The following is a 12,272-nucleotide window of genomic DNA, read 5'->3' on the forward strand; positions in this document are numbered from 1 at the left end:
TGAGAGCCCGATCATGTCTCGTTCCGAAACCCTGTTTGCCAATGCCCAGAAACACATTCCCGGTGGCGTGAACTCGCCCGTTCGTGCGTTCAAGAGCGTTGGCGGCACGCCGTTGTTCTTCAAACACGCCGAAGGCGCTTACGTAACCGACGAAGACGATAAGCGTTATGTCGATTACGTCGGTTCGTGGGGTCCGATGATCCTCGGCCACAGCCACCCGGACGTGCTCGATGCGGTGCGTAATCAGCTGCAACACGGCTTGTCGTACGGCGCGCCGACCGCGATGGAAACCGAGATGGCCGATCTGGTCTGCTCGCTGGTGCCATCGATGGACATGGTGCGCATGGTCAGCTCCGGCACCGAAGCGACGATGAGCGCGATCCGTCTGGCCCGTGGTTACACCGGTCGCGACAGCATTATCAAGTTCGAAGGCTGCTACCACGGTCATTCCGACAGCCTGCTGGTCAAGGCCGGTTCCGGCGCACTGACCCAAGGCGTGCCGAGCTCGGCCGGTGTGCCGGCGGCATTCGCCAAACACACCCTGACCCTGCCGTTCAACGACATCGACGCGGTGGAAAAGATGCTCGCTGAAGTTGGCGAAGAAGTGGCGTGCATCATCGTCGAGCCGGTGGCCGGCAACATGAACTGCGTACCACCGGCGCCGGGTTTCCTCGAAGGCTTGCGTTCGCTGTGCGACAAACATGGTGTGGTACTGATTTTCGACGAAGTGATGACCGGTTTCCGCGTTGCCCTCGGTGGTGCTCAAGCGTACTACGGGGTCAATCCTGACCTGACCACCTTCGGCAAGATCATCGGCGGCGGCATGCCGGTTGGCTGCTTCGGCGGCAAGCGTGAAATCATGCAGCGCATCGCGCCGCTGGGCCCGGTGTATCAGGCCGGTACGCTGTCGGGTAACCCACTGGCGATGGCCGCTGGTTTGACCACGCTGCGTCTGATCAGCCGTCCGGGCTTCCACGCTGAGCTGACCGACTACACCACGCGTCTGCTCGACGGTCTGCAACAACGCGCCGATGCTGCTGGCATTCCGTTCGTGACCACCCAGGCTGGCGGCATGTTCGGCCTGTACTTCAGCGGCGCCGATGACATCGTCACCTTTGAAGACGTGATGGCCAGCGACGCTGCGTTGTTCGGGCGCTTCTTCCACCTGATGCTGGAAGGTGGCGTGTACCTCGCACCGAGCGCTTTCGAAGCTGGTTTCACCTCGATCGCTCACGGCGAAGCCGAGTTGCAACTGACGCTGGACGCTGCCGAGCGTGCCTTCGCTGCACTGAAGTAATCGCCGTACCGCTGACGTTGGCTATCGCCAGCGTCAGCATTCACCTACATCCGCGCTGTTTTTCCGATGCCCCTGCTAAAAATCTCCCCTAAAGTGGGCGATATATTCCCCGCGCAGCAGAAAAACGAGTAAAGACTTTGTAAGGTTGGCCCTGCTTATTTCATAATGCGCGCTTATTGGATCCCTCGATGGGTCCGCGTGCCCTTCAGAGGTAAGTCGATTCCCATGAACCGCACCGGCCGCACCCTTGCCTTGGGCTGCCTGTTGCTCCTTCAGCCCCTGCTCGCGCATGCACAAGCAGGCGGCAACTCGTTGTTGATCCCGGCGATGGGTCGTTGCACCCTCAATACTCAGCCGCAAGACGTCACGCAGGCACTGGCCGCCTGCCAGAAAGCGGCGGACGAAGGGGATGCGCAAGCGCAATACGAGTTGGGTGAGTTCTACTACGACGGCAAGAATGCGCCGCGCGACCTCAATCAAGCTCTGAGCTATTTCGAAAAAGCCTCGTTGCAAGGCCACGCTCAGGCTCAGTTCAAGCTCGGCACGATGTTCTTCCACGGTGAAGGCGTGCAGGCCAACAACATTCAGGCGTATATCGTGCTGAAGATGGCCGCGGTCAACGGCGCTGAAGATGCGCTGGACACGGCCGACGAAGTTTCCGAAAAAATGTCCCGCGAAGACCTCGAAACCGCGACCCAGGTGCTTGGGCAAATTTTCCGTAAATACCTGATGGAACTGCAGAGCGCCGATGGGCGTACGCCTTTCTCACCGCTTCCCTGATTTCTCTATAGACTTTTCTGGCCTCTTCGCGAGCAGGCTCGCTCCCACATTGGAATGCATTCCCCTGTGGGAGCGACGGTGCGACGATTCGACCTGCTCGCGAATGAGGCGACTCGGTGTTACGGCTTACTTCTCAGGCATCGGCATCGGGAACGGCATCACATTGCCGACCGCGCCACGGGCTTCGCTGATTTTCGGGGTGCCCAGACGTTCCACTTCGTCGATGCGCACGATCGAATGCATCGGCACAAAGCTGCGCACCACGCCTTCAAACTGCGCCTTGAGCTTTTCTTCGCTCGGGTCGACGACCACTTGCGTGCGCTCGCCAAAGACGAACTCTTCCACTTCCAGAAAGCCCCACAGATCACTTTGATAGATCTGCTTGGCGTACATTTCGAACACCTGGCCCTGGTTGAGGAAAATCACCTTATAGATTGGAGCTTCGCGTTTGGTCATGGCGGGGGGATAACATCGGGGATAAAAATGAGGGCGCAAACTATAGCATAGCCTCCGGACGCACAGCGGTAGGAACCTGCGGGCTTGTTCCCTATAATGCCGGGTTCTTTGAATCAGGTGACGACACTAATCCATGGCCAAGAAGCTTTACATCGAAACCCACGGTTGCCAGATGAACGAGTACGACAGCTCGCGCATGGTCGATCTGCTGGGTGAACATCAGGCCCTGGAAGTCACCGCCCGTGCGGAAGACGCCGACGTGATTCTGCTCAACACTTGCTCGATCCGCGAGCGCGCCCAGGATCGCGTGTATTCGCAACTCGGCCGCTGGCGCGAACTGAAACTGGCCAACCCCGACATGGTCATCGCCGTCGGCGGTTGCGTGGCCAGCCAGGAAGGCGCGGCGATCCGCGATCGCGCGCCGTACGTCGATGTGGTCTTTGGCCCGCAGACCCTGCACCGCCTGCCGGAAATGATCGACGCCGCGCGCATCACCAAGTTACCGCAGGTCGACGTCTCGTTCCCGGAAATCGAAAAATTCGACCATTTGCCCGAGCCGCGCATCGATGGCCCGAGCGCTTATGTGTCGGTGATGGAAGGCTGCAGCAAATACTGCACGTTCTGCGTCGTGCCTTATACCCGCGGTGAAGAAGTCAGCCGGCCGTTCGATGACGTGATCGCCGAAGTCATCCACCTCGCCGAAAACGGCGTGCGTGAAGTGACCCTGCTGGGGCAGAACGTCAATGGCTATCGCGGCACCACCCATGATGGTCGTCTGGCCGATCTGGCCGAGCTGATCCGCGTTGTCGCCGCGATCGATGGCATTGACCGCATTCGCTACACCACTTCGCACCCGCTGGAATTCTCCGACAGCCTGATCCAGGCCCACGCCGATGTGCCGGAACTGGTCAAGCACCTGCACTTGCCGGTGCAATCGGGCTCCGACCGGATTCTCGCGGCGATGAAGCGCAATCACACCGCGCTGGAGTACAAATCCAAACTGCGCAAACTGCGCGCCGCGGTGCCGGGAATCTGCATCAGTTCGGACTTCATCGTCGGCTTCCCTGGCGAGACCGAGAAAGATTTCGAACAGACCATGAAGCTGATTGCCGACGTCGGTTTCGACTTTTCTTATTCCTTCGTCTATAGCCAGCGCCCGGGCACCCCGGCTGCCGATCTGGCCGACGACACCCCGGAAGAGCTGAAGAAGGAGCGCCTGAACGCGCTGCAACATCGCTTGAACCAGCAAGGTTTCGAGATCAGCCGACAAATGGTCGGCTCGACCCAACGGATTCTGGTGACCGATTATTCGAAGAAAGACCCGGGCGAGCTGCAAGGGCGCACCGAGAATAATCGTATCGTCAACTTCCGCTGCGACAATCCAACCCTGATCGGTCAGTTCGCCGACGTGCATATCGATGCGGCGCAGCCGCACTCGCTGCGAGGCTCGCTGATCCAATAATCAACACAGGGCACTGTGGGAGCGAGCCTGCTCGCGAAGGCGGCGACACATTCAACAACAATGTGTCTGACACACCGCTTTCGCGAGCAGGCTCGCTCCCACAGGAACAGCGATGATTTAAGAGCTTTCGCACCCAGGCCTCTGGCGTTATCCTTGATTTCATCTTAATTGCCCCAGGGCGGCTAAATACGACCTTGAACGCACCCATAGAACCACATCGTTTTATCCTCGAGCCCTTTGAGGCTCGCCGCTTCGCCAATCTGTGCGGGCAATTCGACGAGCATTTGCGCTTGATCGAACAGCGCCTGACCATCGAGATCCGCAACCGCGGAAACCAGTTCGAGCTGATCGGCGACCCCAAACACACCACGTCTGCGGAAAATCTGATTCGTCGCCTGTACCGGGAAACCAAAGGTTCAGAGCTGTCGCCAGATACGGTGCACCTGTTCCTGCAGGAATCGGCCGTGGTCGAGCTGGACAATCACGCCCCCGCCGAAGCCTCCGTCGCCCTGCGCACCAAGAAAGGCATGATTCGCCCACGTGGCTTGAATCAGTTGCGCTACGTGAAGGAAATCCTCGGCAACGACATCAACTTCGGCATTGGCCCGGCCGGTACCGGCAAGACCTATCTGGCCGTGGCGTGCGCTGTCGATGCACTCGAGCGCGAGCAGATCCGGCGCATCCTGCTGGTGCGTCCGGCGGTTGAAGCGGGTGAAAAACTCGGCTTCCTGCCCGGCGACCTGTCGCAGAAGATCGACCCATACCTGCGCCCGCTCTACGACGCACTCTACGAAATGCTCGGCTTCGAATACGTGGCCAAGCTGATCGAGCGTCAGGTGATCGAAGTTGCGCCGCTGGCCTACATGCGTGGCCGTACGCTGAACAACAGCTTCATCATTCTCGATGAAAGCCAGAACACCACCGTCGAACAGATGAAGATGTTCCTGACCCGGATCGGCTTCGGTTCCACCGCTGTCATCACCGGTGACATTACCCAGGTCGACCTGCCGAAAGGCACCAAGTCGGGTCTGCACCATGTGATCGAAGTGCTCAAAGACGTGCCGGGCATCAGCTTCACCCACTTCCAGCCCAAAGACGTCGTGCGCCATCCTTTGGTACAGCGGATCGTCGAAGCCTACGAGCGCTTCGAAAACCGTGACGAAGCCCCCAAGGACACCTCGCGAAATGCTTGAGCTAGACCTGCAAATCGCGACTGAAGCGAGCGCCCCGAGTGAAGCCGATTTCCGCCTGTGGTGCGAACTGGCCCTGCGCCAGCGCACCGCCGACTCGGAAATGACCATTCGTCTGGTCGACGAGGAAGAAGGCCGCGAGCTCAATCACACCTGGCGCCACAAGGATTACGCGACCAACGTCCTGTCGTTCCCGGCTGAAGTGCCCGACGAGTTTCTCGACATCCCATTGCTCGGCGATCTGGTGATCTGCGTGGTCGTGGTCGAACGCGAAGCCGCCGAACAAGGCAAGGAACTAAAGGCCCACTGGGCACATCTGGTCATTCACGGCTGCTTGCATCTGCTTGGTTACGACCATATAGATGACGAAGAAGCCGAAGAAATGGAAGCACTGGAACGCGAGTTGCTTGCCGAATTGGGCTATCCCGATCCGTACGCGGACGACGAACCCGAAACATCCCCTATCGTTACAACAAAGGATTCAGAGTAATCGCTATGAGCGAAGATCGATCGAGCAACGGGCAGAAGTCATGGCTGGGTAAACTGACCCAGGCTTTTGCCCACGAGCCGAAGAACCGTCAGGAGCTCCTCGAGCTGCTGCGTGATGCACATCAGAACAAACTCCTGGACAGCGAAGCGCTGGCCATCGTCGAAGGCGCCATTCAGGTGGCTGACCTGCAAGTACGCGACATCATGGTGCCGCGTTCGCAGATGATCAGCATCAAGGCGACCCAGACACCCCGTGAATTCCTCCCGGCCGTGGTCGATTCGGCCCACTCGCGCTATCCGGTGATCGGCGAAAGCCATGACGACGTGATGGGCGTGCTGCTGGCCAAGGATCTGCTACCGCTGATCCTCAAGGAAAACGGCGACAGCTTCAACATCAAGGATCTGCTGCGCCCGGCCACCTTCGTGCCGGAGTCCAAGCGCCTGAACGTGTTGCTGCGTGAATTCCGCGCCAACCACAACCACATGGCCATCGTCATCGACGAATACGGCGGTGTGGCCGGCCTGGTAACGATTGAAGACGTGCTGGAACAGATCGTTGGCGACATCGAAGACGAGCACGACGTCGAGGAAGATAGCTACATCAAGCCGCTGCCTAGCGGTGACTTCCTGATCAAGGCCCTGACGCCGATCGAGAACTTCAACGAGTTCTTCGACAGCGAATTCTCTGATGACGAGTTCGACACCGTCGGTGGTCTGGTGATGAGTGCTTTCGGGCACTTGCCAAAACGCAACGAAATCACTGAAATCGGCGCCTATCGTTTCCGCATCCTGAACGCCGACAGCCGTCGGATTCATTTGCTGCGACTGACGCCAATTGCTCGTTAATTCTAAGGACTGAAATGCGCTGGACAACCCGCCCCGGCTGGCCCGGTAACCTGCTGGCCGTGGCGGCCGGTGCAATCACCACCTTCGCTCTGGCACCGTTCAACATCTGGCCGCTGGCTTTGCTCGCGGTCGGCTTGTTCTATGCCGGTCTGCGCGAACTGAGCCCGCGTCAGGCGCTGGGCCGCGGCTGGTGCTTCGGTTTCGGCCTGTTCGGCGCCGGTACCAGCTGGATCTATTACAGCATCCACCATTTCGGCGGTGCTTCGGTGCTGCTGGCCGGGTTCTTGATGCTGTTGTTCACGGCGGCGATTGCCTGGTTCTTCGCCCTGCCCGCCTGGATTTGGGCGCGTTGGTTGCGCCGTAATGAAGCGCCGCTGGCCGATGCCCTCGCGTTTGCTGCGCTGTGGGTCGCTCAGGAAATGTTTCGCGGCTGGTTCCTGACTGGTTTCCCGTGGTTGTACTCGGGTTACAGCCAGCTCGACGGCCCGCTGGCCGGGCTCGCGCCGGTCGGCGGCATGTGGTTGGTCTCGTTCACTCTGGCGCTGACCGCAGCGCTGGTCTACAACGCTCCACGGTTGCTGCAGACCGGGCGCAAAGGTTTTGCGGTGGCGGGTTTGGTACTGCTGATCGGGCCGTGGATCGTCGGTATTACGCTTAAGGGTTACGCCTGGACCAGTCCGTCGGGCGCGCCGTTGAGCGTTGCTGCGATTCAGGGCAACGTCGCGCAAAGCATGAAATGGGATCCGGCCGAGCTCAACGCGCAGTTGGCGTTGTACCGCGATCTGAGCTTCCGATCGAAACCGGTGGATCTGCTGATCTGGCCGGAAACCGCTGTGCCGGTGCTCAAGGAATCTGCCGAAGGCTACCTGAGCATGATGGGTAACTTCGCCGCCGAGCGAAAATCCGCCCTGATTACCGGCGTGCCGATTCGCGAAATGGTTCGTCACGAAAAACGCTTCTTCAACGGCATCACCGTGGTCGGCGAAGGCGATGGCACTTACCTTAAGCAGAAACTGGTGCCGTTCGGCGAGTACGTGCCATTGCAGGACGTCCTGCGTGGCTTGATCGCGTTCTTCGATTTGCCGATGTCCGACTTCGCCCGAGGCCCGGCTGATCAGGCGCTGCTGCAAGCCAAGGGTTATCAGATTGCGCCGTTCATCTGCTACGAAGTGGTGTACCCGGACTTCGCTGCCGGACTTTCGGCACGCAGTGATTTGCTGCTGACGATCAGTAACGACACGTGGTTCGGCACCTCGATTGGCCCGCTGCAACATTTGCAGATGGCGCAAATGCGTGCCCTGGAAGCCGGGCGCTGGATGATCCGCGCAACCAACAACGGCGTGACCGGGTTGATCAACCCGTTCGGGCAGATCACCGAGCAGATTCCGCAGTTCGAACAAGGGATTTTGTACGGTGAAGTGGTGCCGATGCACAACCTGACGCCCTACCTGCAATGGCGCTCGTGGCCGTTGATCATCGTGTGCTTGCTGTTGTTTGGCTGGGCACTGATGGCCAGCCGGATGTCGAAAACCCTTTAAAGTCCCCCGACAATGATCATTCCCACGCTCCGCGTGGGAATGCCGCCGGGGACGCTCCGCGTTCCGCTTCGGATGTGGCGCAGAGCGCCACGGGATGCATTCCCACGCAGAGCGTGGGAACGATCAGTCAGCCCGGTAAAACAGTGAATACCCCACCTGCCCCACCGCTTCATTGAGCAACTGCCCGCTCTGCCAGATCGATTTGAACTCCGGCAGCCAGCCACCAAACGGTCTTGCGTTATCGGTACCGAGAAAACCGACCGGCGCCGGCACCACTTCAAACCCTGCTTGCTGAAAACTCCACACCGAGCGCGGCATATGCCAGGCCTGCGTCACCACGACCACACGTTTGATCCCCTGCGGCAACAAGATATCGGCGGTAAATTTGGCGTTTTCCCACGTGGTACGGCTTTCACCTTCCTGCCAACGCACCGTCACGCCAAAATCGTCGCGCAATGAATCCGCCATCAATTTCGCCTCAGTCGGCGGCGTACCGTAATGCAAGCCACCCGTGGTCAGAATCGGCAAACCGGATGCCTTCGCCAGCCGCGCCGCATAACGCTGACGCTCGAGCCCCACGCCAGTCGGCTGATCCTCACCCCACGCCAGATCACCGCGCTCTCGCCCGGAACCCAGCACCACAATAGCGTCAGCCCGTTGCGCCAACGTTGCCCACTCTTCGCGGGCCAGCGGTGGCTCGCGCTCCAGCGCTTTTGCGCCCCACTGCACGACCACCGGCAGGCTCATCAGCCACATTCCGCCAAAGCCAATGGCAAAGCACAATCCAGCCAGGCGCGGCCGAGAGCGGCGCAGCCACCACGCAGCCAGCAACAGCAGCAAGAGAATGCCGGGCGGCAATAAAAGTTGTTTGATGAAATAACGAAAAGGCATCGAGCATCTCCAGAGATGCCCGAAGCCTAAGAGTGTTAATAAAGCGTTACAACCAATAGGTGGGATCCTGTTGAAAAAGATCCGGTTCTTGACCTGCCATGCGCTTACTTGGCCTGCACAGAGCGAACCTTGACGGTGTCTCTGCCGGGCGCCTTGTCCTTGAGCCAGATGACCTTGGCCGAATGTGCTGCATCGAGCTGCTTCACTGCCTGTGACAAGCATCCGTGCGTTTCACGTTCACTGCGATCCAGATAGGCCTTGACCAGTTTGAACTCGGCGGGGCTCAAGCCACGCAATTCCAGTTCCAGGGGGCGCTCGTCGCGCAGCCGGTCAGCGGTTTTTACTGCGTCCAGGGCCATACCCAGACGGTCGATCAATCTTTCGTACAACTCGGGTTTAGTCACGTTTTTTTGCCGTTGCTCCACCATCCCTCACCTCATTGAAGATAAGACTCACTCCCCAGTTAGAGCTTAGCTTCGCTGCACAAACCGGCTGCACGCCGCGACCAACGGCCCTCGCCACGAATTTGCCGGGACAAACAGCTGTAATCAGGGTTTCCCTAGGCCAAGCACGGTCATGTATGCTACGGCGCTTCCTGTAATTCCACTTCCAGCTCGTCCGGGCCAACCCCGGAACCTGCGTTGAAGAGGATTAGGCCACCCCTATCCAGTACAAAAGTAGCCATGCACGAACAATATCAGCCCCGTGAAATAGAAGCCGCCGCCCAATCGTTCTGGGACGAGCAAAAGTCCTTTGAAGTCAGTGAACAGCCAGGCAAGGAAACCTACTACTGCCTGTCGATGTTCCCTTACCCCAGCGGCAAGCTACACATGGGGCACGTGCGCAACTACACCATCGGCGACGTGATCTCCCGCTACCAGCGCATGCTCGGCAAGAACGTTCTGCAACCGATGGGTTGGGACGCGTTCGGCATGCCGGCGGAAAACGCCGCGATGAAGAACAACGTCGCGCCGGCCAAGTGGACCTACGAAAACATCGCCTACATGAAAACCCAGCTGCGCAGCCTGGGTCTGGCGGTCGACTGGTCGCGCGAAGTGACTACCTGCAAACCGGATTACTACCGCTGGGAACAATGGCTGTTCACTCGCCTGTTCGAAAAAGGTGTCATCTACCGTAAAAACGGCACCGTGAACTGGGACCCGATCGACCAGACCGTTCTGGCTAACGAACAGGTGATCGACGGTCGCGGCTGGCGTTCCGGCGCGCTGATCGAAAAGCGCGAAATCCCGATGTACTACTTCAAGATCACCGCCTACGCGGATGAGCTGCTGGAGAGCCTCGACGAGCTGACGGGCTGGCCTGAACAGGTCAAGACCATGCAGCGTAACTGGATCGGCAAATCCCGCGGCATGGAAGTGCAGTTCCCGTACAACGTCGACTCGATCGGCGAAGCCGGCACCCTGAAAGTCTTCACTACCCGTCCGGACACCCTGATGGGCGCGACCTATGTCGCCGTGGCTGCCGAGCACCCGTTGGCCACCCTGGCCGCGAAAAACAACGCCGAGCTGCAAGCGTTCATCGCTGAATGCAAGGGCGGCAGCGTTGCTGAAGCCGACGTCGCCACGCAAGAGAAAAAAGGCCTGCCGACCGGCCTGTTCGTCGAGCACCCGCTGACCGGTGAGAAACTGCCTGTCTGGGTCGCCAACTACGTGCTGATGCACTACGGCGACGGCGCTGTAATGGCCGTACCGGCGCACGACGAGCGTGATTTCGAATTCGCCCACAAGTACAACCTGCCGGTTAAATCCGTGGTGCGTACCAGCTCCGGCGACAGCAACCCGGCGCCGTGGCAAGACGCCTACGGCGAGCACGGCACGCTGATCAACTCCGGCGAATTCGACGGTCTCGACTTCGCTGGCGCATTCGACGCCATGGAAGTGGCCCTGATCAAGAAAGAACTGGGCGCCTCGCGTACTCAGTTCCGCCTGCGCGACTGGGGCATCAGCCGTCAGCGCTACTGGGGCTGCCCGATCCCGATCATCCACTGCGACACTTGCGGTGACGTGCCGGTGCCGGAAGATCAATTGCCTGTGGTCCTGCCGGAAGACGTGGTGCCGGACGGCGCCGGTTCGCCGCTGGCGCGCATGCCTGAATTTTACGAATGCAGCTGCCCGAAATGCGGCCAGCCTGCCAAGCGTGAAACCGACACCATGGACACCTTCGTCGAGTCGTCGTGGTACTACGCCCGCTACGCCTCGCCGCACTTTGAAGGTGGCCTGGTGGAAAAATCCGCAGCCGATCACTGGCTGCCGGTCGATCAGTACATCGGTGGTATCGAACACGCGATTCTTCACCTGCTCTACGCGCGCTTCTTCCACAAACTGATGCGTGACGAAGGCCTGGTCAGCTCCAACGAGCCGTTCAAGAACCTGCTGACCCAAGGCATGGTGATCGCCGAGACTTACTACCGTCGCGAAGCCAACGGTGCTTACACCTGGTTCAACCCGGCGGACGTAGAACTCGAGCGTGACAGCAAAGCCAAGGTCATCAGCGCCAAACTGATTGCCGACGGTCTGCCGGTGGAAATCGGTGGCACCGAGAAAATGGCCAAGTCGAAAAACAACGGCGTCGACCCACAGTCGATGATCGATCAGTTCGGCGCCGACACCTGCCGCCTGTTCATGATGTTCGCTTCGCCACCTGACATGAGCGCAGAGTGGTCCGACTCCGGCGTCGAAGGTTCGCACCGCTTCCTCAAACGCGTCTGGCGCTTGGCGCAAGCCCACGTTACTCAGGGACTGCCGGGCAAACTGGACATCGCCAGCCTGAACGACGAGCAGAAAGCCGTGCGCCGCGCGATCCATCTGGCCATCAAACAGGCCAGCCATGACGTCGGCCAGAACCACAAATTCAACACCGCCATCGCCCAGGTGATGACGCTGATGAACGTACTGGAAAAAGCCGCACAAGCTACCGAGCAGGATCGTGCGCTGATTCACGAAGGTCTGGAAGCCGTGACACTGTTGCTGGCGCCAATCACCCCGCACATCAGCCACGAACTGTGGAACAAGCTGGGTCACGCTGACGCAGTCATCGACGCTGGCTGGCCGGCTGTGGACGAAAGTGCGCTGGTTCAGGACAGCCTGACGCTGGTCATTCAGGTCAACGGCAAGCTGCGTGGCCAGATCGAAATGCCGGCCAGCGCGACTCGCGAAGAAGTCGAAGCCGCCGCACGTGCCAACGAAAACGTCCTGCGTTTCGTCGATGGCCTGACTATTCGTAAAGTGATCGTAGTGCCCGGGAAACTGGTCAATATCGTCGCCAGCTAATTGGATTGTGCGTCAGGCTCGCCTGACGCCGGA

At 59.5% G+C, this 12,272-nt stretch carries 11 protein-coding genes; 8 read left to right on the forward strand and 3 right to left on the reverse strand.

Annotated elements, in window-relative coordinates:
• Positions 1–13: 13 nt before the first annotated feature.
• Both hemL and AC5SEM_RS21935 read left to right on the forward strand, forming a co-directional pair.
• On the forward strand, positions 14–1,297 hold the full coding sequence (gene hemL, locus AC5SEM_RS21930; protein WP_077574654.1) for a glutamate-1-semialdehyde 2,1-aminomutase: 1,284 nt from the start codon (positions 14–16) through the stop codon (positions 1,295–1,297).
• Positions 1,298–1,522: 225 nt separating this feature from the next.
• On the forward strand, positions 1,523–2,077 hold the full coding sequence (locus tag AC5SEM_RS21935) for a tetratricopeptide repeat protein (protein ID WP_003228518.1): 555 nt from the start codon (positions 1,523–1,525) through the stop codon (positions 2,075–2,077).
• Between the two features lie 126 nt (positions 2,078–2,203).
• Here the strand turns inward: AC5SEM_RS21935 and AC5SEM_RS21940 are convergent, their stop codons facing one another.
• Entirely contained in the window at positions 2,204–2,533 is a 330-nt protein-coding gene (locus tag AC5SEM_RS21940) for a DUF1820 family protein (protein WP_003185742.1), read from the reverse strand.
• 133 nt (positions 2,534–2,666) lie between these two features.
• Here AC5SEM_RS21940 and miaB point away from each other — a divergent pair, with 133 nt between their 5' ends.
• The 5 genes from miaB to lnt all read left to right on the forward strand — a co-directional run bounded on the left by miaB (position 2,667) and on the right by lnt (position 8,058).
• Positions 2,667–3,995 carry a tRNA (N6-isopentenyl adenosine(37)-C2)-methylthiotransferase MiaB gene (miaB, locus tag AC5SEM_RS21945; RefSeq protein WP_137216658.1) on the forward strand — a complete coding sequence of 443 codons (1,329 nt, stop codon included), beginning with the start codon at positions 2,667–2,669 and terminating at the stop codon, positions 3,993–3,995.
• Positions 3,996–4,189: 194 nt separating this feature from the next.
• Positions 4,190–5,188 (forward strand): PhoH family protein, encoded by a 999-nt coding sequence (locus AC5SEM_RS21950; RefSeq protein WP_038361873.1) that lies wholly within the window; start codon positions 4,190–4,192, stop codon positions 5,186–5,188.
• The gene (gene ybeY / locus AC5SEM_RS21955; protein ID WP_495471261.1) at positions 5,181–5,675 is read left to right on the forward strand and encodes an rRNA maturation RNase YbeY; all 495 of its coding nucleotides are present in this window, start codon (positions 5,181–5,183) and stop codon (positions 5,673–5,675) included. Before AC5SEM_RS21950 ends, ybeY begins: the two co-directional genes overlap by 8 nt.
• A 5-nt stretch (positions 5,676–5,680) precedes the next feature.
• The gene (locus AC5SEM_RS21960; RefSeq protein WP_007909641.1) at positions 5,681–6,520 is read left to right on the forward strand and encodes a CorC family transporter; all 840 of its coding nucleotides are present in this window, start codon (positions 5,681–5,683) and stop codon (positions 6,518–6,520) included.
• Between the two features lie 14 nt (positions 6,521–6,534).
• A complete protein-coding gene (gene lnt / locus AC5SEM_RS21965; RefSeq protein ID WP_495471262.1) occupies positions 6,535–8,058 on the forward strand; it encodes an apolipoprotein N-acyltransferase in 1,524 nt (507 codons plus the stop codon).
• Positions 8,059–8,181: 123 nt separating this feature from the next.
• On the opposite strand, the gene AC5SEM_RS21970 is transcribed toward lnt, so the two are convergent.
• Both AC5SEM_RS21970 and AC5SEM_RS21975 read right to left on the reverse strand, forming a co-directional pair.
• Entirely contained in the window at positions 8,182–8,949 is a 768-nt protein-coding gene (locus AC5SEM_RS21970; RefSeq protein ID WP_095048766.1) for a YdcF family protein, read from the reverse strand.
• A gap of 104 nt (positions 8,950–9,053) precedes the next feature.
• Complete coding sequence (locus AC5SEM_RS21975) at positions 9,054–9,377, reverse strand: hypothetical protein (RefSeq protein ID WP_077574659.1); 324 nt, start codon at positions 9,375–9,377, stop codon at positions 9,054–9,056.
• Positions 9,378–9,632: 255 nt separating this feature from the next.
• Here AC5SEM_RS21975 and leuS point away from each other — a divergent pair, with 255 nt between their 5' ends.
• The gene (gene leuS / locus AC5SEM_RS21980) at positions 9,633–12,239 is read left to right on the forward strand and encodes a leucine--tRNA ligase (protein ID WP_116029850.1); all 2,607 of its coding nucleotides are present in this window, start codon (positions 9,633–9,635) and stop codon (positions 12,237–12,239) included.
• Positions 12,240–12,272: the final 33 nt, after the last annotated feature.

Source organism: Pseudomonas sp. CH61 (assembly GCF_059429415.1).

Excerpts from the sequence above, each read along its gene's own strand:
- hemL (WP_077574654.1), top strand. The coding sequence starts at position 14 with ATGTCTCGTTCCGAAACCCTGTTTGCCAATGCCCAGAAACACATTCCC.
- AC5SEM_RS21935 (WP_003228518.1), top strand. The coding sequence starts at position 1,523 with ATGAACCGCACCGGCCGCACCCTTGCCTTGGGCTGCCTGTTGCTCCTT.
- AC5SEM_RS21940 (WP_003185742.1), bottom strand. The coding sequence starts at position 2,533 with ATGACCAAACGCGAAGCTCCAATCTATAAGGTGATTTTCCTCAACCAG.
- miaB (WP_137216658.1), top strand. The coding sequence starts at position 2,667 with ATGGCCAAGAAGCTTTACATCGAAACCCACGGTTGCCAGATGAACGAG.
- ybeY (WP_495471261.1), top strand. The coding sequence starts at position 5,181 with ATGCTTGAGCTAGACCTGCAAATCGCGACTGAAGCGAGCGCCCCGAGT.
- AC5SEM_RS21960 (WP_007909641.1), top strand. The coding sequence starts at position 5,681 with ATGAGCGAAGATCGATCGAGCAACGGGCAGAAGTCATGGCTGGGTAAA.
- lnt (WP_495471262.1), top strand. The coding sequence starts at position 6,535 with ATGCGCTGGACAACCCGCCCCGGCTGGCCCGGTAACCTGCTGGCCGTG.
- AC5SEM_RS21970 (WP_095048766.1), bottom strand. The coding sequence starts at position 8,949 with ATGCCTTTTCGTTATTTCATCAAACAACTTTTATTGCCGCCCGGCATT.
- AC5SEM_RS21975 (WP_077574659.1), bottom strand. The coding sequence starts at position 9,377 with ATGGTGGAGCAACGGCAAAAAAACGTGACTAAACCCGAGTTGTACGAA.
- leuS (WP_116029850.1), top strand. The coding sequence starts at position 9,633 with ATGCACGAACAATATCAGCCCCGTGAAATAGAAGCCGCCGCCCAATCG.